General features: G+C 72.0%; 22 protein-coding genes and 1 pseudogene. 10 read left to right on the top strand and 13 right to left on the bottom strand.

The window, feature by feature from the left end; translation table 11 throughout:
* Positions 1-44 precede the first annotated feature (44 nt).
* The 3 genes from ACZ6S4_RS16225 to ACZ6S4_RS16215 all read right to left on the bottom strand — a co-directional run bounded on the left by ACZ6S4_RS16225 (position 45) and on the right by ACZ6S4_RS16215 (position 4,102).
* Complete coding sequence (locus ACZ6S4_RS16225; RefSeq protein WP_465475694.1) at positions 45-1,271, bottom strand: vanadium-dependent haloperoxidase; 1,227 nt, start codon at positions 1,269-1,271, stop codon at positions 45-47.
* A 372-nt stretch (positions 1,272-1,643) separates the two neighbouring features.
* A complete protein-coding gene (locus ACZ6S4_RS16220; protein ID WP_465475693.1) occupies positions 1,644-3,779 on the bottom strand; it encodes a hypothetical protein in 2,136 nt (711 codons plus the stop codon).
* The gene (locus ACZ6S4_RS16215) at positions 3,776-4,102 is read right to left on the bottom strand and encodes a PadR family transcriptional regulator (RefSeq protein WP_465475692.1); all 327 of its coding nucleotides are present in this window, start codon (positions 4,100-4,102) and stop codon (positions 3,776-3,778) included. The genes ACZ6S4_RS16220 and ACZ6S4_RS16215 overlap by 4 nt, the downstream gene beginning before the upstream one ends.
* A 62-nt stretch (positions 4,103-4,164) precedes the next feature.
* Here ACZ6S4_RS16215 and ACZ6S4_RS16210 point away from each other — a divergent pair, with 62 nt between their 5' ends.
* The 3 genes from ACZ6S4_RS16210 (at position 4,165) to ACZ6S4_RS16200 (ending at position 7,900) form a co-directional block, all read left to right on the top strand.
* Positions 4,165-4,578 (top strand): nuclear transport factor 2 family protein, encoded by a 414-nt coding sequence (locus ACZ6S4_RS16210; protein ID WP_465475691.1) that lies wholly within the window; start codon positions 4,165-4,167, stop codon positions 4,576-4,578.
* A gap of 9 nt (positions 4,579-4,587) precedes the next feature.
* Positions 4,588-5,439 (top strand): pyridoxal kinase PdxY, encoded by an 852-nt coding sequence (gene pdxY / locus ACZ6S4_RS16205; RefSeq protein ID WP_465475690.1) that lies wholly within the window; start codon positions 4,588-4,590, stop codon positions 5,437-5,439.
* Between the two features lie 280 nt (positions 5,440-5,719).
* Positions 5,720-7,900, top strand: coding sequence for a S8 family serine peptidase (locus ACZ6S4_RS16200; protein ID WP_465475689.1), 2,181 nt, complete (start codon positions 5,720-5,722; stop codon positions 7,898-7,900).
* 88 nt (positions 7,901-7,988) lie between these two features.
* On the opposite strand, the gene ACZ6S4_RS16195 is transcribed toward ACZ6S4_RS16200, so the two are convergent.
* Positions 7,989-8,519, bottom strand: a complete 531-nt coding sequence (locus ACZ6S4_RS16195) for a hypothetical protein (protein WP_465475688.1) — start codon at positions 8,517-8,519, stop codon at positions 7,989-7,991.
* 115 nt (positions 8,520-8,634) lie between these two features.
* Complete coding sequence (locus ACZ6S4_RS16190) at positions 8,635-9,999, bottom strand: chymotrypsin family serine protease (protein ID WP_465475687.1); 1,365 nt, start codon at positions 9,997-9,999, stop codon at positions 8,635-8,637.
* A 106-nt stretch (positions 10,000-10,105) separates the two neighbouring features.
* On the opposite strand from ACZ6S4_RS16190, the pseudogene ACZ6S4_RS16185 reads away from it, so the two are divergent.
* Positions 10,106-10,387 (top strand): annotated as a pseudogene (locus ACZ6S4_RS16185) (alcohol dehydrogenase catalytic domain-containing protein); the annotation flags it as partial.
* Positions 10,388-10,689: 302 nt separating this feature from the next.
* On the opposite strand, the gene ACZ6S4_RS16180 reads toward ACZ6S4_RS16185, so the two are convergent.
* From ACZ6S4_RS16180 to ACZ6S4_RS16170, 3 genes are all read right to left on the bottom strand, one after another.
* The gene (locus ACZ6S4_RS16180) at positions 10,690-11,394 is read right to left on the bottom strand and encodes an alpha/beta fold hydrolase (protein WP_465475686.1); all 705 of its coding nucleotides are present in this window, start codon (positions 11,392-11,394) and stop codon (positions 10,690-10,692) included.
* A 181-nt stretch (positions 11,395-11,575) separates the two neighbouring features.
* The gene (locus tag ACZ6S4_RS16175) at positions 11,576-12,193 is read right to left on the bottom strand and encodes an NADPH-dependent F420 reductase (RefSeq protein WP_465475685.1); all 618 of its coding nucleotides are present in this window, start codon (positions 12,191-12,193) and stop codon (positions 11,576-11,578) included.
* Between the two features lie 50 nt (positions 12,194-12,243).
* The gene (locus ACZ6S4_RS16170) at positions 12,244-12,978 is read right to left on the bottom strand and encodes an SDR family NAD(P)-dependent oxidoreductase (protein WP_465475684.1); all 735 of its coding nucleotides are present in this window, start codon (positions 12,976-12,978) and stop codon (positions 12,244-12,246) included.
* Between the two features lie 157 nt (positions 12,979-13,135).
* Between ACZ6S4_RS16170 and ACZ6S4_RS16165 the strand changes: the two genes are divergently transcribed.
* The 3 genes from ACZ6S4_RS16165 to ACZ6S4_RS16155 all read left to right on the top strand — a co-directional run bounded on the left by ACZ6S4_RS16165 (position 13,136) and on the right by ACZ6S4_RS16155 (position 15,432).
* Entirely contained in the window at positions 13,136-14,047 is a 912-nt protein-coding gene (locus ACZ6S4_RS16165; RefSeq protein WP_465475683.1) for a LysR family transcriptional regulator, read from the top strand.
* Positions 14,048-14,461: 414 nt separating this feature from the next.
* The gene (locus tag ACZ6S4_RS16160; protein WP_465475682.1) at positions 14,462-14,992 is read left to right on the top strand and encodes a hypothetical protein; all 531 of its coding nucleotides are present in this window, start codon (positions 14,462-14,464) and stop codon (positions 14,990-14,992) included.
* Positions 14,993-15,003: 11 nt separating this feature from the next.
* Positions 15,004-15,432, top strand: a complete 429-nt coding sequence (locus tag ACZ6S4_RS16155; RefSeq protein WP_465475681.1) for an OsmC family protein — start codon at positions 15,004-15,006, stop codon at positions 15,430-15,432.
* A 15-nt stretch (positions 15,433-15,447) separates the two neighbouring features.
* Here ACZ6S4_RS16155 and ACZ6S4_RS16150 read toward each other — a convergent pair whose 3' ends face one another.
* Entirely contained in the window at positions 15,448-16,500 is a 1,053-nt protein-coding gene (locus ACZ6S4_RS16150) for a carboxypeptidase-like regulatory domain-containing protein (protein WP_465475680.1), read from the bottom strand.
* 101 nt (positions 16,501-16,601) lie between these two features.
* Positions 16,602-18,245 (bottom strand): hypothetical protein, encoded by a 1,644-nt coding sequence (locus ACZ6S4_RS16145; protein ID WP_465475679.1) that lies wholly within the window; start codon positions 18,243-18,245, stop codon positions 16,602-16,604.
* 118 nt (positions 18,246-18,363) lie between these two features.
* On the opposite strand from ACZ6S4_RS16145, the gene ACZ6S4_RS16140 reads away from it, so the two are divergent.
* The 3 genes from ACZ6S4_RS16140 to ACZ6S4_RS16130 are packed head-to-tail and all read left to right on the top strand — an operon-like array spanning position 18,364 to position 20,636.
* Positions 18,364-18,696 (top strand): PadR family transcriptional regulator, encoded by a 333-nt coding sequence (locus ACZ6S4_RS16140; RefSeq protein ID WP_465475678.1) that lies wholly within the window; start codon positions 18,364-18,366, stop codon positions 18,694-18,696.
* On the top strand, positions 18,693-19,511 hold the full coding sequence (locus ACZ6S4_RS16135; protein WP_465475677.1) for a hypothetical protein: 819 nt from the start codon (positions 18,693-18,695) through the stop codon (positions 19,509-19,511). Before ACZ6S4_RS16140 ends, ACZ6S4_RS16135 begins: the two co-directional genes overlap by 4 nt.
* 39 nt (positions 19,512-19,550) lie before the next feature.
* The gene (locus ACZ6S4_RS16130) at positions 19,551-20,636 is read left to right on the top strand and encodes a 5'-methylthioadenosine/S-adenosylhomocysteine nucleosidase family protein (RefSeq protein ID WP_465475676.1); all 1,086 of its coding nucleotides are present in this window, start codon (positions 19,551-19,553) and stop codon (positions 20,634-20,636) included.
* Positions 20,637-20,659: 23 nt separating this feature from the next.
* On the opposite strand, the gene ACZ6S4_RS16125 is transcribed toward ACZ6S4_RS16130, so the two are convergent.
* Genes ACZ6S4_RS16125 through hemC form a run of 3 tightly spaced genes read right to left on the bottom strand, consistent with a single transcriptional unit; the run spans position 20,660 to position 23,767 of the window.
* The gene (locus ACZ6S4_RS16125) at positions 20,660-21,988 is read right to left on the bottom strand and encodes a hypothetical protein (RefSeq protein ID WP_465475675.1); all 1,329 of its coding nucleotides are present in this window, start codon (positions 21,986-21,988) and stop codon (positions 20,660-20,662) included.
* The gene (locus tag ACZ6S4_RS16120) at positions 21,985-22,779 is read right to left on the bottom strand and encodes a hypothetical protein (RefSeq protein WP_465475674.1); all 795 of its coding nucleotides are present in this window, start codon (positions 22,777-22,779) and stop codon (positions 21,985-21,987) included. The genes ACZ6S4_RS16125 and ACZ6S4_RS16120 overlap by 4 nt, the downstream gene beginning before the upstream one ends.
* A 46-nt stretch (positions 22,780-22,825) precedes the next feature.
* Positions 22,826-23,767 carry a hydroxymethylbilane synthase gene (gene hemC, locus ACZ6S4_RS16115; protein WP_465475673.1) on the bottom strand — a complete coding sequence of 314 codons (942 nt, stop codon included), beginning with the start codon at positions 23,765-23,767 and terminating at the stop codon, positions 22,826-22,828.
* Positions 23,768-23,773 lie beyond the last annotated feature (6 nt).

The raw sequence follows: 23,773 nt of genomic DNA, 5'->3' as shown, positions 1-23,773 counted from the left end.
CCGCGGGACGGACCCGGGCCGGCCGGCCCTTGCTTCCACGGTCGTCAGCGCAGCACGGTCTGCGCGTGGCTCACGACGTAGCGGGCGACGTCGAGTCCGAGACGGATGCCGGCCAGGTCGGCGGTGCGGGTGTGGATGCCCGACCACACCCGGGCGTCGACGTTCTCCACACTCGGCCGGTGCCAGTCGACATAGGTACGTGTCACGCCGGGCGCGCTGGGGCTGCCGATCGTGTACGGCTGACGGGCGCGCGGCCCGGCGAGCGCGGTGAGCACGCCCTCGGCGAACCCGGAGTAGGTGTTGTGCCCGCTCGGATAGTCCGGGTGGGCCGGAGTGGCGTGCAGCGGGAGCCAGGTGGTGTCGCCGCCGGCCCGGATCGCGGTGACCGGCCGCCAGGTCCGGTACGCGTACTTGGCATCCGACGTGGCGATCTGGGTGTCCACCGCGGCCACGTGGAACAGCGCCACGAGGGCGGTGCGCTCCCGGATCGACCCGGTGGACCGGGCGACGGCGGCCCGCAGGATCGGCGTGTAGAGGGTCAGCGACGAGCCCAGCCAGAAGGTCGCGGTGTCGGTCTGGGCCTGGGTGCGTACGGTGCTGGTCGCCGAGCCGTACGCCTTGACCTCGGCCAGGTCGGCCTCGTAGCGCCGCGAGCCGACCGCCGGTGGCGCGGCCGGACGGAACTGGGCCGGCGAGCGGAGCACGAACGGGCGCGCGACCCGGTTGCCGTACTGGGTGGCCGGGGCGTACTGCGGCGGCGTCGGCTGCCAGACGCCGGGTGCGGCGTCGGGCACCGGGAAGGCGGCGTTGACCGAGGCCGGGTCGAGTCCGTCGTCCGCCCGCTCGGCCAGCAGCCCTTGCGCGGTCGCCCGGCCCGAGGCCACGCCGTCCCGGACCACCGGCGTCTCCGGCAACGCTGAGAGCTCGGCGGCGAGCGTGGCGTCGGCCGCGGGTTGCTGACCGGGGATCAGGGTGATGAGCGTCTGGTGCACCGCGCCGGCGAGGGCGGCTCGCCGGCCGGCGACTGACCGCGGACCTGTCTGGGCGCGGGCGGCCGCGAGCCAGGCGATCGCCCAGGTCCGGCTGTTGGTGACCTGGGTCGGCGCACCCCCGGCGGCGATCGCGGCGGAGGTGGTGTCGTACCAGGCCAGGACGGAGTCGGTGGCGACGGGCTGGGCGACCGCCGGTGCGGCGCCGCCCAGCGTGGCGCCGGTGACGACGCTGAGCAGGGTGGCACCGATCCGGGAGCGGGTGGTGGCGAGGACAGGCATGCTTTAGCCCTTCAAACCAATAGGAGAAGTAGGATTAGGGCAGCATGTATCGACGCGCTTCGCTCGGTCAAGAGGCGTAACGGGACCGTATCGAGTGTTGCCGGCGGCCGCGCCGTGTCAGAGGTGGGTGAAGACGACGAGCCGTGCGTTGCCGGCCAGCACCGACCAGGTGGCGTCGCAGACGCAGGCCGGCACCCTCGGTCAGCCGGTCGAGCATCCGGGGCGCCGGGGAGTGATCTCGCGCGGCACCCGGCCGGTGCGGCCCGCCGGCGGGACGAACCCGGCGAGGATGCCCAGCCGGCGGTGTGATGCCCGGAGGCCGGCGAGGGCAGCGCGTCGGCGAGGCCTACCTGTTCGCGTCCCGGCCGGGAGTCAGCCGGCGACCGGCGTCCTGGCTGATGGCGCCGGCGGCACCGGATCCGGGACCGGTGCGGGACCGCTCGGCCGGGCCGGGCCGGACGCGCCGTCGATGCGGGCCGCGGCCAGCGCGGCCAGCGGCAGGAGCAGCGTCGCCGTGCCGGGCACGTACGACAGCCCGTCGAACGAGTAGCCGCTGCCGTCGATGTCGAAGACCAGGTTCGGCACGAAGAACAGCAGCAGTCCGCCCGCCAGGAACGCCAGGAGCGTGCCGGGCAGTGCGGCCACGGCCAGTCCGGCCCACAGGGCGGCGGTCCGGCCGCGCCCGCGCGCCCGGTGCCGGCGCAACAGCGCGAGACATCCGACCGCGAGCGGCAGGGCGACGAACGCGGCGTACGCGGCCGGACCGGTGTCGTCGTCGGACAGCGGCGGCGGGATCAGCCCGGCCCCGACGGTGACCACGATCGGCGCCCCGAGCAGGAGTGCCGCGGCCCGGGCCGGCACCGGGCGGCGGCTGAGGGCCAGCGCCGGGACGACGGCGAGCAGGATGCCGGCCACCGCCAGGCCGATCGTCGTGACCTTCAGCCCGAGCGGCAGGTACGGGTGGTTCACCCCCGGTGTGCCCTGCAACATGATCAGCGGCAGCACGCCCGCGGCCATCAGCACACCGACGGTGACCCGGCGAAGCGCGGCACCGGTCAGCCGGCCGGGCATCGTGCCCCCGGACACCAGCCAGCCGGCGACCACGGGCACCACCCCGGCCAGCAGGGCGAGCCGCAGACCGCCCGGCCCGGTGACCTCCAGCCGGTGCAGCACCGCGTTGGCCAGCGTCAATCCGGCACCGACCAGCAACGACGCGGCCGGGCCGAACCGGCGGTCGGCGGTGGCGACCAGCATGGCCAGCACGGCCAGCAGGATCGCGGTGGCCCGCAGCTCCGCGGTCCACATGGCCAGCTCACCGTCGCCGCCGGGCATCGGCGCGGACAGCGAGACGTCCTTCATCCCGGGGGTCAGGATGGTCAACGTGTACGCCCAGCCGATCACGGCCACAGCGAGCGTGCCGGCACCGGCGACCACCACGGCCACCGGCATCGGCCGCGCTTCGGTGGGGGCGACGCGCACCGGTGCCGCTACCGTGCTGGGGTGCGGGCGGAGCGCGCCGAAGCCGTACGCCAGGGTGAACGCCGCGAAGCAGGCCAGCGTCAGCGCCCAGGGGCCCTGGTAGTAGAACGTGCGGCTGGTGGCCCCGTCGATGATCTCCGCGAACTCCGGGGGCGCCCCGCCCATGGTCAGGGACGCGACCATCGTGGCCGACCGGTCGCGGCTGCTCAGCGCGAGCGGCACGGCGGACACCACCGCGGCGAGCGCGCAGACCACCGGCACGCCGATCAGCATCAGCGCCGCGGCCCCGGCCCGCCCGGCCAATCGTCCGGACACTCGTCCGGCCGATCGTCCGGCCGTCCGCCCGCCCGTCCGCTCGGCCGCTCGCCCGCCCGTCCGCTCGGTTGATCGTCCGGCCGTCCGCTCGGTCGCCCGTACGGCGGCGGCACCGATCGCCGCGATGCCGGTCGCCCAGATCAGCAACCCGGCCAGCACGCCGGCCACGTACGGCACCTCCCCGCCGGGAACCGCACCCAGCAGGACCATCGGCGCGAAGGCGAGCGGCGCGAGCACGGCAGGGCCGGCGTCACCGAAGCGGCCGGAGCGCGAGAACGGCCGGCGCCGGCCCAGCCACCGGCCGGCCGGCAGGCACCAGGCCAGCGTGATGAGGGCCCCGACCAGGAAGGTCAGCCACTCGCCGCCGGGTGAGAACGGATCCACGCCGACCAGCTCCAGCAACCGGATGGCCAGGCTCCGGGAGTACGCGGACACGGACAGCGTGATCAGCGCGGCCACTACCAGAGCCACGGCCGCAGCGCCGGGTGCCAGCGACTCACCCCAGCCCCGCGGTGCCCCGCTGATGTCCCGGACCGGCGGCGCGGCGACCAGGCTGAACGCGTACCGCAGACGCTCTTTGGTCGTGGCCCGCTCGGCCTCCAGCGTGTGCAGCTCGGCGAGCCACTCCGCGTGCATCTCTTCGCGCAGCTCGGCCGGCCAGCGCCGGGCGGCCCGGGCCAGGCACCAGCGGGCGAAGCGGTCCACGGGCCTCATGCCGTCGCCGGTTTCGGCGCGGCCAGGCCGCGGTTCAGCTGGGCCTGCAGGGCCGCGACCTCGGCGTACGCCGACGCCCGCCCGTCCGGCGTGAGCCGGTAGTAGCGACGGGCCGGGCGACCGGCCTGGACCGGGTCGATGTCCTCCCAGTACGCCTCGACCCAGCCGGCGTTCTGCAGGCGCAGCAGGATCGGGTAGAGCGTGCCGCTGGGATGACCGCTGGCCCGCATGAGGTCGAGGCCGTACCGGTCGACCTCGGGGTCTTCGAGGAAGGCGGCGAGCACCTTGGAGACGGCGGCGGTGACCCGGAGAGGAGTTGCCATGCCGGCACCGTAGCGGACCCTAGCCAGTTTTTCTACATAGGGTTTGCCGCTACGCTGACCGGGTGATCGACTTTCGGACCGCGGTGGAAGCACGCGACCCTGACGCCATCGCGGCGACCCTGGCCGACGACGTGGTGTTCCGCAGCCCGGTGGCGTTCAAGCCCTATCCGGGCAAGGCCATCACCGCGGCGATCCTGCGCGGCGTGCTGCGGGTCTTCGAAGATTTCCGGTACGTGCGTGAGCTGGGCGGTGACGGCGGCCGCGACCACGCCCTGGTGTTCGAGGCGCGGATCGGCGACGTCGCCGTCGAGGGCTGCGACTTCCTGCACCTGGACGAGAACGGCCTGATCGACGAGTTCACGGTCATGGTCCGCCCGCTGTCGGCCGCCCAGGCCGTGGCCGCCGCGATGGCCGAGCAGTTCGAGCAGATCCAGCGCGAGGCGGTCGCGTCCAGCGGGCCGCGGGAGGGCCTCTAGGCTGGGGGGATGAAGGTTCTGTCCATCCAGTCGGCGGTCGCCTACGGCCACGTCGGTAACTCCGCGGCCGTGTTCCCGCTGCAGCGGCTCGGCGTCGAGGTCGTCCCGGTCCCCACGGTGAACTTCTCCAACCACACGGGCTACGGCGCCTGGCGAGGGCCGCTCATCCCGCCGGCGGACGTGGCCGAGATCCTGCTGGGCGTGCAGGAGCGGGGCGTGTTCCCGCAGATCGACGCCGTGCTGTCCGGCTACCAGGGCGGGGTCGGCATCGGTGACGTCATCGTCGACGCCGTCCGCCGGGTGAAGGCCGCCAACCCCGCGGCGCTGTACGCGTGCGACCCGGTCATGGGCAACGCCAAGTCCGGCTGCTTCGTCGCACCGGAGATCCCGGAACTGCTGCGGGACCGGGTCGTGCCGGTGGCCGACATCATCACCCCGAACCAGTTCGAGCTGGGCTTCCTGACCGGCACCGAGCCGGCGAGCATCGAGTCGACGCTCGCCTCGGCCGACCTCGCCCGGGCCATGGGACCCTCGACCGTGCTGGTCACCAGCGTGGAACGCCCCGACCGGGCGGAAGGCACGATCGAGATGCTGGTGGTGGACGCGGCCGGCGCCTGGCTCGTGAACACCCCGCACCTGCCCTTCAAGGCGAACGGGTCCGGCGACGTCACGGCCGCCCTGTTCACCGCCCACTACGTGGCCACCAAGGACGCGGCGGTGTCGCTGGAGCGTACGGCCTCCAGCATCTTCGACCTGATCGAGACCACGTACCGCTCCGGGGAACGGGAGCTGCAGCTGGTGCAGGCCCAGGAGTTCTATGCGACGCCGCGCATGCAGTTCAAGGCCGAGCAGGTGCGCTGAACCAGGCACCCCGGCGGTCGCTGCTCCTCACCCGAAGGGGGTCGGCCGAACATTGACGGTGCCGGGAACCTCAGTCGATGGGCGAGTCCGATGGGCGGCCCGGGCGGGCTGATCAGCGATAGCTGAGGACCGATGACCGGATCACGGTGCGTATTGGTCGCCGATACGGTCAGGCTGCTCAAGCCACCCGGTTCACCACTGAGGACTTCGCATGCGTCGAAAGGTCGGATCAGGACGTCACCGTGCACCGCTCGTCATGGGCGGTGTTCTCCTTCTCGCCGTGAGTGCGGCGGGGATCGTCCAGCTCGAGGCCGATGCCACCACCAAGGCCGCCCCGCCCCCGGCCCCTCACCACGCTGCGCTCAGTCCGGCCGTCCAGTCCCAGCTGGACACGGTGGGGCAGACCGACGTGCTCGTCAGCTACCGCGCCGGGCCGACGCGTCAGGCCGTACTGCGCACAGTGCAGAAGAAATACGGCGGACCTCGGACGAAGAACGGCCGCAAGGCCTATCCGGATGCCGCTGCCGCTGCCTACGGCCGGATGAAGCACGAGACCGCCGCCCGCGTCGGACGCGGCGTCACTGTGCTGCAGGACTACGAGGCCCTGCCGGTTCAGCACCTGCGCGTGTCCTCCCAGGCTGCGCTGCGGGCCCTTCGGGAGGATCCGGCGGTCGCATCCATCTCGGCCGACGCGCAGCTGGAGGCGAACCTCTCGAAGAGCTTGCCGCTGGTCCACCAGCCGGAGGTCGCCGCGCGTGGCCACACCGGCGCCGGCTCCGCGGTGGCGGTGCTCGACACCGGCGTGGACTACACCCGACCGGCGTTCGGATCCTGCAAGGCGGCCGGTGGTTCGTGCAAGGTCGCTTACACCCAGGACATCGCCAAGAATGACCACAAGCTCGACGCGGACAAGGGCCACCACGGCACGAACGTCTCGGGAATCGTGCTCGGCATGGCTCCCGACACGAAGGTCATCGGTTTGGACGTCTTCGACAAAACAGCCGCGGTCAGCGACATCGTCGCCGGTGTCAACTGGGTGGTCACCCATCAGGCCGAGTACAACATCACCGCGATGAATCTGAGCCTCGGTGACGGTTCGCACCACACCAGCGAATGCACCGACTCAGCGTTGACCGGCCCGTTCGCCGATGCCGCCACCGTCGGCGTTGTGCCGGTGCTGGCCGCCGGCAACGACGCCTACGTGAGCGGCAAATACCTCAGTGGCGTCTCGTTCCCCGCGTGCACGCCCGGAGCTGTCCGCGTCGGCGCGGTCTACGACGCCGACCTCGGCTCCCGATCGTACGGCGGGAAGAAGAAGCCGACCTGCGCCGACCCGACCACCGCCCCCGACAAGATCACCTGCTTCTCACAAGGTGGCCCGCTGCTCAGCGTGCTCGCGCCCGGAGCGGAGATCACGGCGGCCGGTGAGACGCTCAGCGGTACGAGCCAGGCCGCGCCGCACGTGGCCGGGGCGGTGGCGGTCCTCTCCACCGCATACCGTTCGGCGACCTTGAGCCAGTTGACCTACGCGTTGAGCACCGGCGGACCCGGGCTGATCGATGGACGGGAAGGCACGATCGATGCACCGCCCGCGGGCGGCTTCCGGATCCTGAATCGGCTCGACCTGCGCGGTGCCGACGACGCTCTGCGCGACCTGGTCGCCGCCCGGCGGGTCATCGGCAACGGCGTCGTGCAACTCGGTGTCAATCCGCTCGGCCATCTCAACGCCGCTGACGGCGAGAGCAGCCTGACGGGCCTGCGCTACCTGCCGACCGGAGCGGATGCGCTCACCCCCGGCTGCCTGTGTGAAGGATGGGGCATCGCCGACGCCGGCGCCGGGTTCAGCGGTTACGCCGACGAATCGACCGGGATTTCGCCGAACCTCAATGTCATCACCGCCAGCTACACCGCGACCCGGGCGGTCAGCACCGTGCAGGTCGGGACGATGCTGAAGGTGACGCACGACTACCATCCCTCCACCAGCCCGAACCTGATCGAGGCCACGGTGACGGTCCGCAACGTCAGCGGTGACTTCGAGACCCCGTCCGAGGTGTCGGACCTGCGGTACCGGCGGGTCATGGACTGGGACGTCGCGCCCACCGAGTTCGCCGAACACGTCACCCTGCACGGCGGTGGTGCCGCCGGCCTGGCGTACATCAGCGACGACGGGTTCGCCTCAGCCGACCCGCTCGCCGGTCCATCCAGCCTTCTCGCCGCGGGTGACGTCACCGACAGCGGTCCCAGCGATCATGGCGCCCTGTTCGACTTCGCCCTCGGCTCGCTCGAGCCGGGGCAATCCCGGAGCTTCACGCTGTACTACGGTGCCGCCGGCACCGAGCCGGATGCACTCACGGCCTTGTCCACTGTCGGCGCCCAGGCCTGGTCCTTGGGGCAGCCGAGCACGGCGGACGGGCCGAGCCTGGGGACTCCGAACACCTTCGTCTTCGGATACCGGCCCTGACCCGCACGTCAGCAGACCGTCGCCGGCACCCCAGGTGGGGTGCCGGCGGCATGTGCAGAGTATTGCCGGGTGAGGCAGAGCAGGTGCGCTAAGCCCCTCGGGTGGTCCAGGGCAGCGCCTCCAACGCCGCGGTCACCTCCGGCAGGGGCTGACCGCAAGCGGTTGCCGGCACGGCCGGCAGCACGGTCCGGCCGCCGGCGTCGATCAGGGCGAGCGTCACCGGCGCAGTCGCGACCGCGGGGCAGACGGTGTCTCCGGAACCGTCGCGCTCCGGCGGCGGCAGGCGCAGCGCCCGGACGAGGTCGTCGAGCGGTCCGGCCGAGCGCTGCACCGACTGCCAGACCCAGCCACGGTCCGCCGCCGCCGCGGAAGGGGCCGCCGGCGACTGCGGCGCGAGCAGCATCGTGTACGTGCACCGCCGCACCTCCACGGCCGCGAAGTCACCGGGCAGCGTGCCGGGCGGGGCCGGCGAGACCGTGGGGCCGGCGGTGAGCGGGGGGCACTGGCCGGGCGGTAGATACGCCGGGGCCACGGGACTGTCCGAGCACCCGGTCAGGGCGAAGCCGATCAGGACGACGCCCGCGGCGATCCGGGCGCCGGTGCAGCCGAGGCGACTCATGTGCTGCCTTCCTCGCGTAACCATCCCCCGCTCCGACGGTCCTCCGGACTGTCCGGTTCCCGGGGGCGGGACACCGCAGGCACCCGCCCCGGGACCGGAACTCACCGCATCGGGCTCACTGGGTGTTGACCCGCACGCCCAGCACCTGAGCGGCGGTCTGCAGGTCAGCGTAGAACACGATCCAGCTGCACTGACGGCCCGCGTACGCGTAGCCCTTGCACGGCCGCAGCGCCGACCCGGTACGGATGGCGCTCATGATGCCGCGCCCGATGATTCCGCCGTTGGCCGCGACGCTGGTCACCGGGCCGCCGCTGTCGCCCTCGCCGGCGAACGCGGTGTCGTCAGTGCTCTGCGCCTGCACCAGCCCGGTGATGCGGCTGACGCCGTTGAGCGCCGGCTCGATGGTGATGGTGTTGTTGGCGGAGATGATCCGGGCGTTGCACTGGGTGCCGGAGAAGGCCCCGGAGTGGCAGATCGTGGCACCCGGGAGATTGGTCACGGTGCCCTCCACGTCGACGTACGAGTTCGACCCGGCACTGCCCGGCGGGTTGATCGACGCGCCCCAGTAGATACCGGCGCCCGCCGGGGCGAGGATGAGCTCGATGTCGCGGCCGGTGTCACGCCCGCCGGAGATCGTGTTGCCGATGGTCTGCGTCATGGTCTCGCCGCTGCTCAACTGCACGGTCCCGGTCTGCCACGTGCCCGTCCCGCAGTGCGCCGCGGTCAGGATGTAGGTGCCCGCACCGTTGTTGCCGGTCACCCCGAATCCCGATGAGCACGCGTTGCCGGCGCCCTGCCGCACCATCAATGCTCCGCCGTAGAACGGCACGGTGTCGAAGTAGCGCGTGGCGAACGCCGGAAGGTCCATCGGGGCGAACCGGATCGGCATGTCGGTGTCCAGTGCCGGGACGAGCCGCCGGGCGTCCGCCGCGGTCGTGCCCGCTGGGAGGCCGGCGGCCCCGACGTCCAGTCCGGACCCGTCCGGCCGGGGCGCCACCTGCAACGCGCGCCGGACGCCACCGTCCGAGCCCAGCGGCCGGCGCGTGATGCGGTCGGCCTCGGCGAGCAGTTCGGCCTCGGTGTACGGCGCCGGTGCCACGGACACCGGCACGCCGTCCGCATCGGCCTGCCGCAGGATCTCGCGTACCGGATCGGGCACGGCGCCGTGCCAGAAGAGCCGCGCCCTGGTGCCGTCGAGGACCGCGCCGGCGAAGCCGGAGCCGGCGGTGGGCCGGACCGTCCGGATCTTCTGCAGCACGGTGGTGGCGCGGTCCTGCGTCATCATCAGGCTGCGCAGGGCGGGGGTGATGGCCTGTCCCGGTGCAACCGGGGTGCGGCCGAGGGCTCCGGCGCCCTCGGCGACCGCCGGCAACGGAACCGGATCAACCGGCCCCGCCTGAGCCGGCGGGATCTGGGTCAGCGCGGCGACGGTCGCCGCTGCGGTGAGCACGGTGGCTAGGTGGAATGGGCGTCTGCGCACGGTCGATCCCCTCGTTTATCGATGAACGCAAATGGGCCGGCCCGCGTGGGAAATTATCAGAACCGTTCGATGATCAGAAGGCCGCCGCCCGGCGGATCAGGGTGGGGTGCGTGAACCGCGCCGCTGTGTTCACCGAGACCGGCCCGCGTCCGTGCTGACGATCGTCGACCGGGACCTGCCGCCTGTCGGTTCCGGCGAGGTCAAGGTCCGGATCGTGCAGTCCGCGGTCAACCCCACCGACACCGGCACCCGGGCGGGACGTGGCGTGCCGGACGGGATCGCTCCGCCGCGGGTGCCCAATCAGGACGGTTCCGGGGTGGTCGACGGGGTCGGCGAGGGAGTCACCGGGCTCGCGCCCGGCGACCGCGTGTGGGTGTGGGACGCCGGTTCCGGTCGCGCTGACGGCACCGCACAGGAGTACGTCGTGTGCCGGGGCCACCGTCTCGTCCGAGGCGAAAGCCCGCCTGGCCATGGCCGCGGAGCCGACGCGGTCATCGACTACCGCCGGGAGGACGTGGTCGCCCGGGTCCGGAAGCTCAGCGGGACCGGACCGCAGCTCGTCGTCAAATTCAGTCCCGGCAACGTGGGTCAGGACCTGGACCTGATTCCCGAACGGCAACATCGCCCTGTACGTGGGCAGCGAAGCCGGCTCGGCCGCGGGGCCGAGCCGGCTGTCCGCCGGTCGGTGGGTCAGGCGTCGGTGGCCTGCAGGATGAGGTCGGCGACCTCGGCCGGGTGGGAGGCGAAGACCGCGTGGGAGGCGCCCTCGATGCTGACGGTCCGGCCCTTGGCGCGTTCGGCCATGAAGTGGTGCGCGGCGGCGGGGATGTTCTTGTCCGCCTCGGCGATCAGGAAGAAGCTCGGGACCGTGGTCCACGCCTGCTCACCCTCGGCCGGCTCCTGCAGCGCGGCCAGGGTGATCGGGCGCTGGGTGGCGGCCATGAGCCGGGTGGTCTCCTCCGGCACGTCGGCGGCGAACTGCCGGCGGTAGAGCTCCTGGGCGACGTACATGTCCTGGTTGCCGTCCGGCAGCGGGACCGGGCGCAGCGTCCCGGCCAGCGTGCTGCCCGGGTATCTGCCCGACAGGGTCGCGGCGCTGTCGCCGGCCTCGGGGGCGAACGCGGCGATGAAGACCAGCGACTTGACGTTGCTCGCGCCGGCGGCGGCCTTGCTGATCACCATGCCGCCGTAGGAGTGCCCGACCAGCACGACCGGCCCGCTGATCGAGTCGACCAGCGCACGGACCTGCGCGGCGTCGAACGCGACCGAGCGCAGCGGGTTGGGCGCGGCGATCACCTGATGTCCGGCGGCCTGCAGCCGCTGCGCGACCGGACCCCAGCCGCCCGATTCCGCGAACGCGCCGTGGACCAGGACGACGGTGAGCTTCTCCGACATGACTTCCTCCTCATAGCTGCTGACCGCTTCATAGTTCGACGATCGGGTGGCCGGTGGCATCCGTCAGATGACGGGCCGACCCCCTGGTATCGCGATCAACAGTCCGCGGTGCTGCAACGAACCCACCACGCGAGGGTGGCCGCCGTCGCCGGCCGAGGCACCGGAGGAGCTCTTGGGAATTTCAGCGGGCCTCGGCGCCCAGGGCGAGGTCGAAGCCGGCGCCGTTGCGGGCCAGGCCCACCAGGAGCAGACCGGCCCATTCCAGGGCGTGGGCCATCTCGAGGCCTCCTGCGTCCAGGGCTCTCATGCCCAGGCTCTCCAGGAACGCCGCGACACGGGCTTTCGCCTCGGCGTTGTCGCCGGCGAAGAACGCGTCCAGCGGCTTGTCGCCGGCCAGGACGCCGCCGAAGATCGTGTTGAAGGCCTTCACGACGTGGGCGCCCTCGGGAGCGGCGGCGGCGATCTGCTGGGACACCGAGTTGCCCGCGGTGGTCGCGAGTCCACTGGCGTCGGCGTTGAACGGGTTGGTGATGTCGACGAGGATCTTGCCGGCCAGCGCGTCGCCGTAGTGCGCGACCGCTTCCACGGCGCCGGCGTACAGGACGGCCACGATGACGATGTCACCCGCCGGCCTCGCGCCGAACGTGCCCGCGGTGGCCCCGTTGCCGATCTGGCCGGCGAGCGCCTGAGCCTTGGCGGTGTTGCGGCTCATGAGCTCGACGGTGTGACCGTGCTTGGCCGCCCGGGTGCCGATGGCGGTGGCCATGGTGCCCGAGCCGATGATGCTGATGGTGGTCATGACGTGTCTTCCTTCATCTGTCCATGGATCGTTGGTCGTGGGGGACGCGCTCAGATCACCGTGGTGCCGCCGTCGACCACCAGTTCCATGCCGTTGACGTAGCTCGAGTCGTCCGAGGCGAGGAACAACGCGGCCGACGCGATCTCCTCGGGCCGGCCCATCTCCCGCCGCGGGATCACGGATTCGAACTGCGCCTTCATCTGCTCGTCCATGACTTCGGCCAGAACCGGCGTGGCGACCTGGCCGGGGGTCAGCACGTTGACCCGGATCTTCCGGTCCCGCAACTCCGACACCCACACCCGGGCGTACGCGGGCAACACGGCTTTGCTCGCCGCGTACACACCCCAGTTGGGGTAGCCCCGCAGCGACGCGTTCGACCCGGTCATGAAGATCGAGCCGCCGTCGTTGAACAGCGGCAGCGCCTTCTGAACGGTGAACAGCGTGCCGCGCGCGTTCAGCGAGAAGGCGGCATCGAACTGCTTCTCGGTGATCTCGCCGAGCCGGGCCTGCTCGCCCGTCCCGGCACTTGCCCACAACACGTCGACCGTGCCCTTTTCCTGCCTGACCGTCTCGAACAAACGGTCCAGATCGTTCAGGTCGGCCGAATCGGCTTGCACGCCGGTCACATTCCGGCCGATCAGTTCGACCGCCTCGTCCAGCGCGTCCTTGCGCCGGCCGGAAATGAAGACGTGCGCTCCTTCGTCAACGAACAACTTGGCACCGGCCAGCGCCATCCCACTTGTCGCGCCGGTGATTACCGCAACCTTGCCATCGAGCTTTCCCACGATGACTCCATTCCCCTGTCGTGCCGATTTGTTGCTGATACCGAATTTGCTCCGGCCCATCAGGTCCTTTTGAGCGTGCCATCGGCCTGAGTTCGTTGTCCAAGACCTCTTTCGGTCGTTGCGATACCCTCAAGGCATCGCCGGACCGGGAGGCTCCATGGATCTGGACCTGCGCAAGGTGCGCTACTTCGTCGCCGTTGCCGACAAGCTGCACTTCGGCCGGGCCGCCGAGGAGCTGCACATCGCGCAGCCGGTGCTCAGCCGGCAGATCCGCGCGCTGGAGCACGATCTCGGCACCCCGCTGCTGACCAGGGACAGCCACGGCGTGGCGCTGACCGACGCCGGCCGGCAGTTGCTGGTCGACGCCGGCCCGCTGCTGGCCTCCGCGCACGCGGTCCGCCGCCGGGTGACCGTGGCCGCGCGCGGCAGCCGGCGGCTCATGGTGGGCTTCCGGGCGGGAATCGCGGTCACCCCCGCGATCCGGGAATTCGCCACCCGGCATCCGGACGTCGTGGTGGACGTGCAGCGCATCGAGGCCGACGACCAGGCCGCGCTGCTGCTCGACGGCCGCATCGACGTCGCCTACGTGCGGCTGCCCGTCGACGAGGCCGGCCTGCGCGTCACCCCGCTGTACGCCGAGCCCCGGGTGGCGGTGCTGCCCGCCGGCCACCCGCTCGCCGGCAAGGAGCAGATCACCGAGGCCGACCTGGCCGGCGAGCCGCTGCTCTGGCCCGCGGATCCGGGCACGCAGCCCACCAGGCGCGTCCACCCCAACGCCGGCTACCTGGTGCGCGGGGTGGACGAGACGCTCGAGCATGTCGCGGCCGGCCGGGGTGTCTCGTTTCTGGCCCGTTCGGCGACAGTTTTCTACTCACACCCGGAAGTCAGCTTCGTCCCCATCCCGGATCTGGCGCCCGACCAGGTGTGCCTCGCGGTGGCGGAATCGCGGACCTCGCCGGTGGTCGATGACTTCGTTACCGCGGCCCGGGCAACAGCCGAGATCACGGCCGAATGTGGGAACCAGGAAATGTGGGAGCTCGAAAGCAATTCCGTTACCGGGCGTGGTTGACCTCCACCGCATGAGGCCGGGACCGGCCGGCTGAGATTGTCGCGCGGCCTACCGCGCGCCTCGGGGTCCGGAGTGCACCGGAGACCGTAGGTGCCCGGCTGAGCCGCCTCGAAGGTCGCGATCCAGGTGTACGCCGCGTCGTCCTCGGCCCGGACCACCCGGACGACCCGCGTCGAGGCGGCGGTGACGGGCACAGCCGGACCCGACGGCGCGGTGACCTGGCAGCGGTTCGCGTCGGGCGGGGGGTCGCCACTGGCCCAGGACCGGTTCAAGGCGGCCGGGCGGCTCTCCACCAGGTACGGGCCAACGACGGCAAGCCGGTCACCGGGGCCGGCCGGCTCGCCGCGGACCCCACCCGGATCTCCCCGGACCGCCCACTCTGACGCCGTTCGCCGCGCAGGAAGGAACAGCTTGATGCGTCGTACCCGTGGAGTGGCCGCGGTCCTCGCCGGTCTGCTGCTGGCACTCCTGCCGGCGGCCGGCCCGGCGTGGGGGCACACCGGAAAACTCAAACTGGAGGTCGCCGGCGACGGCGCCACCGGCATCACCGTGCAGGCCCGCCACGGCGACGGGCACCGGCTGGACACGCTGGTCCGGCTGGTCCTCGCCGCCACCGCCGCGGGCGGGCGGACGGTCGGGCCGGTGCAGCTCGAACCGGCCGGCGAGGAGCAGGGCTTCTACTCCAGCGGCCCGATCCTGACCCCCCGGCAAATGGCAGGTGACGGTCAGCGCGCCGAAACCGCACGCCGGCAAGGCGACCGTGGAGGTGCGGGCCAAGGCCGCCCAGACGGCCCCGGCGCGGGTCGCGCCGGTCGCCGCGGCCGAACCGGGCGAGCCGGTCGGCAACGCGTCCTGGTGGGGGTGGTGGCCGGTCCTGCTCGGCGTCCTCGTCGCCCTGGCGATCGCCGCGACAACGACACCCCCGCGGAAAGCCCGGGCGGGTAGCGTCGCTCGGCATGACAGCTGAAAGCCTGCGATCGGTGGAGATCGAGCGGACCCGGGCCGGCGCGTACGACGTGCGCAACGTGCGGGGCGGGGTCATCGAACTGGGTACGGGGGACGACGACCGGTTCACGCCGGTGGAGTTGCTGCTCGCGGCGCTGGGCGGGTGCACCGCGATCGACGTCGACCTCGTCGCGAGCCGCCGGGCCGAGCCGGCCCGGTTCGTGGTCCGGGTGCGCGGCGACAAGGTACGCGACGAGGGCGGCGCCAACCGGATGGAGAACCTGGAGGTCGAGTTCGACATCGAGTTCCCGCCGGGGACGGACGGGGACCAGGCGCGGAAGATCGTGCCGCGCCTGATTCAGCAGTCGCACGACCGGCTGTGCACCGTCACCCGCACCGTGGAGCTGGGCACGCCGGTGTCGACGTACCAGCTCTCCTGACCCGTCGAAGAGCCGCTACCGCGTCCGTCCGCCGTACGGATTGTTCGGCGGCACGGCGCGCAGCACCGCGGTCGGCGCGTCGGCCATGCCGCCACCGACCGGCGCCGCCATGACCTGGGTCGACTGCAGGTCCGGTTCAGTGGGGCGCTTCCTGCGGCGGATCAGCATCAGCACGAGCATGCCCAGGCCCCCGGCCACCAGGAGCCCGCCCAGCAGGGTGAACATCAGCGAACCACTGCCGTCGTCGCCGGCGGCCTTGGTGGCCGGCGGCACCACCCCGGCCAGGCTGGCCTTCGGCGCGGGCTTCCCGGCTGCCGCGGGAGTGCTCTCCGCGGCGGTGGGCGACGGCGAGGTCTTGGTGGGGGTGGGCAGAGCGGTCAGGACCAGCCGTACGGTCGCGCCGCGGGCGGTGCCCTGCACGGTCGCGCGAGCGGTGCGGTAGCCGTCCTTGCCCGCGACGACCGTGATGGGGCCGGCGGCGATCGGCCTGCTGTCGCTCGCCTTGATCGAGAACCGGCCCTTTCCGTCGCTGGTCGTCCGGTACTCGTGCCCGGCGCTGTCCCGGACGGTCAGGCTCGCGTCCCTGAGCGCCTGGCCGTCGGCGTCGCGGACCCGGCCGGAGACCTTGCTCACCGCCGCCGCCGACGACGGCGTGTTCCCGCCCCGCACGATGATCATCTGGTGGTCGAAGGCGGTCTGCGTGCCGATCCGTACGCTGACCGCGAGGTTGCGCCCGCTCTCCTCGCCGGGGCCCACCTTCGGGGCGACGACCGTGGCGTCGAAGGTCCGGCTCTGCCGGGGTCCGAGGTCCGGGGCCGCGGCACATCCGGCGGTGCAGCGCAGGCCACCGGAGACGGCCACGAAGACCTTCTCGCTCCGCTGGTTGTTGTTCGTCGCCTGGAACCGCACGTGCACCGTCCCGCCGGACGGCACGCTCTCCGACGACACGCTCAGGATGCGGATGGCCGGAGGGGCGGCCGCCGCGGGCACCGCGTACCCCGCGAGCATCGCTCCGGCCAGCGCAACCGGCGCCGCGGCACGGATCAGCCGGGCCCGTGAGCTCGTCACGTCGAACCACCTTCTTCACGGCAAGCGACACCGGTCGATGACGCCGCGGGCCACTATGCCCTGTCGTGGGTGGCTCGCGCGACTCAGCGCCCGGACCGCGGTCAGAAGAACGGGATGATCCGGACCGGCGGGCGGACCGGGGGACGGGGCGGCGGCAGGTACCGCGGTGGTGGGCGGTAACCGGGTCCCGGGCGGTATCCCGGCCCGCCGTAGTCGTAGATCCGCGGTGGCGGCGCCGGCAGGTTCAGCCTGGGCAGCGGCGGCAACGGCTTGAGCGGCAGCAGCTTCAGGTCGCCGGGCTTGCCGGGGCGGGACCGCGGCGGCGTGCGGCGGGCCAGCGTCTCGGCCACCGTACGGTCGATCGTGGCGCTGCCGGCCGACAACGACTCCATCAGCATTCTGCGGGTCGTGGCGGCCCGTTCGGCGTCCGGCACGGCCCGCTCGACCGCCCGGGTCACGTCGGTCTGCTCGACGATGACCCGGGCCTCCTCGGCCACGTCCGGCTGACCGGGCCCGCTTCCGCCGGGCCCGGTCCGGGCGCGCCCCGACAGGGCGGCGTCCACCAGCCGGTCGTATGCCGCACCCAGCCGTTCCTGCAGGGTCGTGTCGGCGACCTCGGCGAACGCCTGGACCAGCGGATCGAGGATCGGCATCGCCTCGGTGAACGGCTTGAGGAGCGCGACGATCCGCTCGCTGACCACCTTCTCCAGTTGCAGGGTGACGGTCCGGCGGCCGTCGACGACCAGGTCGATGCCCGGCTGCGGGGATTCGCCGACGGCGGCGCGGGCGGTCGCGACCTGCTCCGGGGTGACCGACTTCGGCAGTTCCGTGCGGCCCTGCGCCGGCAGTCGGACCTCGGCCGGAATGATCCAGATCCGGTTGCGCCGGGCCGTCTCGTCGGCGACCATCCGATCGAGGGCGGCGACGCTGACACCGTGGGTGGTGCGGGCCTGCTCGGCGGCGGCCCGGACCTTGTCCAGCAGGTCGCCGATCGCGGCCTCCTGGCTCAGAGTGTTCCGGTAGGTCTGGGGCAGCGACCCGTACACCTTGTCCCACAGCTTGTCGGCGACCCGCTGGTTGAGATCGGCCTCGATCTGCCGGGTCACCTCGGCGTAGCCGCGCTGCGCGACCTTGAGCCGCAGGCGCAGGTCCTCGGAGGGCACGCCGAGGTGCATGCCGAACATGGTGAACGCGGCCAGGGTGGCGAGCCCGGCCGCCGCCGGCCCGCTGAACCGGGTGTAGAACGCGGTGCTCCGCTGCGCCGCGGAGGCGACCCGCCACCGCCACCCGCGGCCGGCGTCCGGCTCTTCCGGCTGCCGGCCGAGCAGCAGGCAGGTGAGCAGGTACACGGCGGCCAGGACCGCGAAGACGGCGAGTTCACTGAGCTTGAGACGGTCGGCGAAGAACCCGGACACGGCCTCGAAAGTCCGCTGCATCGCACCGAGCCGGTCGGCGCCGATGGAGTCACCGAACAGCTGCAGGTAAGCCGCCAGGAGACAGTAGAACGTCGCGGCGATGCCGATCGGCACCAGATAGAGGATCCCGACGGCGCACAGGTGGTACCGCAGGCCGGTGCGGACACCGTCCGGCCCCGCGGCAAGCCGCACCTGGCGGCGGCACCACCACACCAGCAGCCAGATGCCCGCGACGACCGACACGAACGGCGTGACGATCATGGACAGGAAGAGCGCCGCCAGCACGAGCAGCCCCACGACGACCGGGGTCCCTCGCTCCTGCACCGGCATCCGCCACCTCCGTCGCGCAACGACGTTCCGCTACCAGAGAACCACGCTGCGGCAACCATCGTCGAGGCGGATGGCCGCTTGTTGACACCTAGATTGCCTATGCCTACTGTGCCTGGGCATGGACATCCGTGGTCACCTCGATCTGCTTCTGCTGTCCGTGCTGGACGACGCCGGCCCGGTGCACGGATACGCCGTGATCACCGCTCTGCGCGATCGCTCGCAAGGCACGTTCGACCTGCCGGAGGGCACGGTCTACCCGGCCCTGCAACGCCTGGAACGCGCCGGCCTGGTGGCCAGCCACTGGGACGAGACAGCGCCCCGCCGGCGCCGGGTCTACCGGCTGACCGACGAGGGTCACCGCGCCCGGGCCGCCAAGAAGAAGGAATGGCGCGGCTTCGTCGTCGGCGTTCAGGCGATCATCGGCCCGATGACCGCCGGGGGCGTCGCATGACCGCCGCGGCTCCGCGCGGCGAGGGGCCCGTCGACCACTACCTCGACGAGATGTTCGACCTGCTGGCCGGCACCGGCGCGGCCGGCCGGCGACTGCTGATCGAGGCCGAGGAACACCTCACCGAGGCGGCCGCCGAGGGCCGGGCCCGCGGCCTGGACGCCGAGACCGCCGAACGCGAGGCCGTCGGCCGCTTCGGCGCGGCGGCCACCGTCGCCCGCCGCGTGCCGGCGAGCACCGGCACCGTCCGCGTGTCCCTGCGCCGGCTGGCGACGGCGGCGTGGGCGCTCACCGGCATCACCCTGATCTGGTACGGCCTCAGCGGCGCCCTGACCTGGCTGCTGAGCTGGCCCTGGACCCGGCTGCTCATCGCGACGGACCGGTTCGGCGGCGAACCGATGTGCGCACCCCTGCAGGCACTGCGGGATTCTTTGGACTGCGCCGGCTACTACCGGGAGGACGTCAGCCTGGTGCCCGGCTACGACCTCCCGTACCTGTTCATCGGCGGCGTCGGCGTGGCATTGATCATCGCGTTGCTCGCGCTGCGGCGTACCAGTGTGCTCGGTGCACCTTCGTGGACGCCGGCCCGCAGAGCCACCGGTCTGACGACGGCCGTGCTGGGCGGCCTGGCCGGCGTGGCCCTGCTGATCGAGGCGATCGACGGCGTGACGAAGAACGTCCAGTACTACGTGCTGGCCGACACGGTCGCCGGTCTGCTCGCCACCGTCATCGGCGCGGTCGCGCTGCGGCGAGCACTCAGACCCGCCGTCGCCGCATCGGCGGTGAATGACCGCGAATTGAGCCGGTGGGTCCGATAAAGTCAGTCTCGGCGGTTGCCCGGTGACACCGGAGGTGGCATGGACCCGGTCGATGTTCTGATCGTCACCGCGATCAAAGCGGAGTTCGAGGCGGCCAGGGCCGGGATTCGTGAATGGATCTCGGATGATTCCGACGCCGCCTGCCCGTACCTTCGCGGTGAATACGAGTGCACCGACGGCCGCCGGTTGTCCGTCGCGCTGGCCCGCCCCACTCGCATGAGCGGCCGGCATGCGAGCCCGCTGGCCACCACCCTCTCGGCCCGGCTGAAGCCCGGTTGCCTGGCGATGTCCGGCGTGTGCGCGGGAAACCCGGCTGAGGTGGCCCTCGGCGACGTGGTCGTCGCCGAGATGACGTACCAGTACGACGAGGGCAAGCTGACCGCGGCCGGGTTCGTCGGTGACCACCGCCAGTATCAACTGGACGGCCGGTGGATCAGGGTGGCGCAGGACCTCGACCCCACGGTGCTGCCCAGCTACGGGCCGGCGAGCGCGGGGGAGGCGGCCAACTGGCTGCTCGAGCGGTTGTACCTCGGGCTGGAGCCGACGAGACACCCCGGTTTCGACCGCTACTTCCCGCCGGGCACCTGGCTGCCCCGCACGGCGGCGATCGAGTCCGGCGGCCTGATCACGCGGGTGGGACCGGAATGGGCCCTGACCGACGCGGGACGGTCGCACATCGAGCGCATCCGTTACGACGACGTGGACGGCCCGGACCGGCTTCCGTTCGCCGTGGCCGTGGCGCCGATGGCCAGCGGCAACTACGTGGCCAAGGACGGTGGTTCCTGGGAACGGCTGACGGCGATGGGGGTTCGCACGGTGGCCGGGCTGGACATGGAAGCCGCGACCATCGCCACGGTCGCCGAGGCCCAGCAGGTGCCGCGCTGGCTGGTGGTCAAGGGCGTCATGGACCATGCCGACCCGGCCAAGGACGACCGCTACAAGCGGTTCGCCGCCCGGGCCTCGGCCGAGGTTCTCTATGCCCTGCTGGACCGGCTCGCCGAGCCGACCCCCGGTGGGGGCGAAACGACTGCCGGAGCAGCGAGCCGGTACGCGGTCACCATCGGCAGCGCGCAAGGGGTGCAGATCGGCGATCACAACGAGCAGCACAACGTCTTCGGCGCCTGAGGCCCCCGCCCGCGCCGGTGCGCCTAGAGGCCGCCGATACTGAGGCCCCGTATCGGTGGCGCCGGCAACGGCGCGACTTTTCGGCCGTCGACCTGAGGGTGGTGAACCGCGAGCTTGCCCGTCTCCAGAGCAGTGCTGGCCAGTTCGGCCGGAGCGGCCAACTGCATGGACCGGACGGTCAGTTCGACTTCGTGGGTGCTCCGATGGATGTTGTGGTTACCGACAGTCACCCCGTCGGTGCGGAAGATGCCCAGTACGTTGCCTGGTGCAGGAAACTTCAGGTGCTGGTCGACGGTCCGATCGAGGTTGACCGGCAAGCCGTTCACCGACTGGTCGACGTGCCGGCGGAACGTGGCCAGGGCTCCGGCGCCGCCGGTGGCCGGACAGAGGTAGTCGGCCAGATGCTGGGCGAGGCCGTTGTCGTGCCGCAGCAGGGCGGAAACCTGCGGACTGTCCGTGACGATGTAGTGGAAATTGTTGCGTTGGGTGTTGTGGTCGCCGACCTGTACGGCTTGGACATCGAAGGACAACAGGCGTTCGAGGATGCCCGGCGGCCGGCTCTGGGCTGACAATGTCAGCGGCTGAGACCGTACGCTCCACCGCTGGTCCACATTCTGCAGGGCGCCGACGAGGCCTTGTCGCCGGTCGCTGTTGCCGGGATCGGCCAGCAGGGCGCTCATGGCGTTCTTGACTGCTGTGTTGCGGAGCACGTCGTCGAAGTTCATGGCGAGGTCCGGGCCGCGCACCACGAAGCGGTTGACCTGGACGTTGTGGCTCCCGATCTGCACCCCGCGGGTGTCGTTCAGCTGGATGGCCGACTCGAGACCGGCCCGCAACTCCTGGCCGGGCGCGGGGATGTCGGCGGCGGTGGGAGCCGGTGGCCCGGCCCCACGGGTCAGGGCCAGATCGTCCAGGGTCCGGCGCAGCAACGGTGCTATCCCGAGCGCGACCGGTTCGAAGCGGTTGCGGTCCAGGCGTCCGCCGACCGGAGCGAGGACCCCGTCCACGGCCGTGAACTGCACCGACGCGCCGGCGACATCACATACCGGGCTCGTGCGGGCCAGCACCTCGCGCAGCCCGTTCTCATCGAGCCGGTGCAGGTCGACCGGGCGCGGCGTGGCGGGCATGGTGACCTTCGGCATGGGAAGTCCCCACAGCAGCTTCTGCCAGTCCGCGGTGGATCGTGCGGTGAGATCGAGGGTCGCGGCCGCGAGCCCGCCCATCGGCCCGGACTTCCAAAATTCGTCGCGAACGCCGTGGTCCGGCGACGAAGGCATCCGTCGGTGCAACAGGATGTGCCCGGCGGCGCCCTCGGGCAGCCAGTAGAGCCGGATCGAGATCTCTGCGGTCATGTCGTCTCCCGGGAGCGTGGTACGTACTGCTCCTCGACGCGGGGCGTCCCGTCGTCCCGCAGAGCCCGGATGCTGGTCATGACGAAGCTCGCGATGTCCTCGCGAAACGCCTCCGCCGCCCGCCCGGCGTCCACGGCCCGGCCCCCGGCCGCGGCCGCCTGTCCCTCGGCCGCGGTGACCCGGTCGACGAGGTCTGTTTCCAGGTTGTCGAGTCGCGTGTCGAAGTCCGTCCGGGCTTCGGCGACCTGTGTCGCCGCGTTCTGCTGAGTCTTCTTGATCGCGTCGCGGCTGCGCCGCCAGACGATCGCACTCGCCAGCACGGCAAGCAGCGCTACGACCAAGGAGATCCAGGGCAGACTGCCGTCGGAACGCGTGGTCCCCGGACCGGCCACCACCACCGTGGACACCGGGGCCGCCGGAGCCGGCGAGGCCCGGGTGAGCCGCTGCAACTCCAGTGCGGCCGCGTCGTCGCTGCGATCGACGGCCAACGCCGCCTTGAACGAGGCCGTTGCCGCTGCCGTCTTCCCGGCCCGGACGGCCACCCGGCCCTTCGCCACGTACGCGCCCGCGCTCGCCCGGAGCTCGCCGACCCGGGAGAGGCCGTCCTCGCTGCAGTCGCCTTCGTCGGCCTCCTGTGCGGCGGCATAGGCGTCCGCGGCTCCCGCCAGTTCTCCGGCGCTTACCAGACCGCCTGCGTAGTCGCACAGCGGAGTGGCCCGTGAGCACGATGCCAGCGCCGGCAGCAGGATGAACAGCAGAGCCCCGTGGAGTACCCGCCGGCGACACCTCATGCGGCCTTCCAAGTCAACTCAGAGTGACCTTAACAGCACTAAGAGTCTACGTCGTGCCGTGGCCGGACAACTCGAGGAGATCGCGGGCGCCCTGCCGAAGCAGTGCCGCGGCCACCGAGGTCCCCAGGGTGATCGGATCGGTCGCCCATTCGTGGACGTCGAGCACGGTCTTGCCGTCGAGGCTGAGCACCCTGGCCCGCAGGCCGAGGCGCCCGTCCGGCTCCGTGCGGGCCAGCGCGGCGATCGGGGAGTGGCAGCTGCCCTGCAGGATGTGCAGCATCGTTCGTTCCGCGACGGTCTCCTGCCGGGCCCGCGAATCGCCGAGGCCGGCCGCCAGCTCACGGGTGCCCGTGTCGTCCTCCCGGCATTGCAGGACCAGGGTGCCGGAGCCGACGGCCGGGACCATCGTGTCCACGTCGATCGGCTGGGTGATCCGGGACGCCTGGCCGATCCGGGTCAGGCCGGACACCGCGAGCAGCAGGGCGTCGTACTTCTCGCCGGCGTCGAGCTTGGCGAGCCGGCTGTTCGCGTTGCCGCGGATGGCCACCGGCACCAGGTGCGGCCAGTGCAGGGCCAGCTGCGCGACCCGGCGGACCGCGGAGGTGCCGATCCGGGTGCCGGCGGGCAGCTGCTCGATCCGTAGCCCCTCCGGGTGCACGAGGCAGTCGCGGACGTCGTCGCGGGCAAGGTAGGCGGCCATCACCGTGCCGGCCGGGGCGGGCCGGTCGCCGGGGACGTCCTTGACGCAGTGCACCACCAGGTCGACGTCCCCGGCGAGCAGGGCGGCGTCCACCTCCTTGGTGAAGGCTCCCTTGCCGCCCAGCGCGGCCAGGTCGCCGAGCCAGCGGTCGCCGCTGGTCGACATCGACTGCACCGCCACGGTGATCTCGGGGTGCCGGGCGGCCAGCATCGCGCGGACCCGTTCGGCCTGGGCCAGAGCCATCGGGGAGTTCCGGGTACCGATGCGCAGCAGGCGGGAGTCGGACATACCGGC

It is taken from the genome of Actinoplanes sp. NPDC051405, assembly GCF_055586185.1.
This window is presented reverse-complemented; position numbering and strand designations above follow the sequence as displayed.

Bases quoted from the DNA above. Each gene is read 5' to 3' on its own strand.
- ACZ6S4_RS16215 (WP_465475692.1), bottom strand. From the start codon at position 4,102: ATGGCAACTCCTCTCCGGGTCACCGCCGCCGTCTCCAAGGTGCTCGCC.
- ACZ6S4_RS16155 (WP_465475681.1), top strand. From the start codon at position 15,004: ATGACAGCTGAAAGCCTGCGATCGGTGGAGATCGAGCGGACCCGGGCC.
- ACZ6S4_RS16145 (WP_465475679.1), bottom strand. From the start codon at position 18,245: ATGCCGGTGCAGGAGCGAGGGACCCCGGTCGTCGTGGGGCTGCTCGTG.
- hemC (WP_465475673.1), bottom strand. From the start codon at position 23,767: ATGTCCGACTCCCGCCTGCTGCGCATCGGTACCCGGAACTCCCCGATG.
- ACZ6S4_RS16175 (WP_465475685.1), bottom strand. From the start codon at position 12,193: ATGACCACCATCAGCATCATCGGCTCGGGCACCATGGCCACCGCCATC.
- ACZ6S4_RS16225 (WP_465475694.1), bottom strand. From the start codon at position 1,271: ATGCCTGTCCTCGCCACCACCCGCTCCCGGATCGGTGCCACCCTGCTC.
- ACZ6S4_RS16160 (WP_465475682.1), top strand. From the start codon at position 14,462: ATGCGTCGTACCCGTGGAGTGGCCGCGGTCCTCGCCGGTCTGCTGCTG.
- ACZ6S4_RS16130 (WP_465475676.1), top strand. From the start codon at position 19,551: ATGGACCCGGTCGATGTTCTGATCGTCACCGCGATCAAAGCGGAGTTC.
- ACZ6S4_RS16165 (WP_465475683.1), top strand. From the start codon at position 13,136: ATGGATCTGGACCTGCGCAAGGTGCGCTACTTCGTCGCCGTTGCCGAC.
- ACZ6S4_RS16135 (WP_465475677.1), top strand. From the start codon at position 18,693: ATGACCGCCGCGGCTCCGCGCGGCGAGGGGCCCGTCGACCACTACCTC.
- ACZ6S4_RS16120 (WP_465475674.1), bottom strand. From the start codon at position 22,779: ATGAGGTGTCGCCGGCGGGTACTCCACGGGGCTCTGCTGTTCATCCTG.
- ACZ6S4_RS16125 (WP_465475675.1), bottom strand. From the start codon at position 21,988: ATGACCGCAGAGATCTCGATCCGGCTCTACTGGCTGCCCGAGGGCGCC.
- ACZ6S4_RS16180 (WP_465475686.1), bottom strand. From the start codon at position 11,394: ATGTCGGAGAAGCTCACCGTCGTCCTGGTCCACGGCGCGTTCGCGGAA.
- pdxY (WP_465475690.1), top strand. From the start codon at position 4,588: ATGAAGGTTCTGTCCATCCAGTCGGCGGTCGCCTACGGCCACGTCGGT.
- ACZ6S4_RS16220 (WP_465475693.1), bottom strand. From the start codon at position 3,779: ATGAGGCCCGTGGACCGCTTCGCCCGCTGGTGCCTGGCCCGGGCCGCC.
- ACZ6S4_RS16195 (WP_465475688.1), bottom strand. From the start codon at position 8,519: ATGAGTCGCCTCGGCTGCACCGGCGCCCGGATCGCCGCGGGCGTCGTC.
- ACZ6S4_RS16140 (WP_465475678.1), top strand. From the start codon at position 18,364: ATGGACATCCGTGGTCACCTCGATCTGCTTCTGCTGTCCGTGCTGGAC.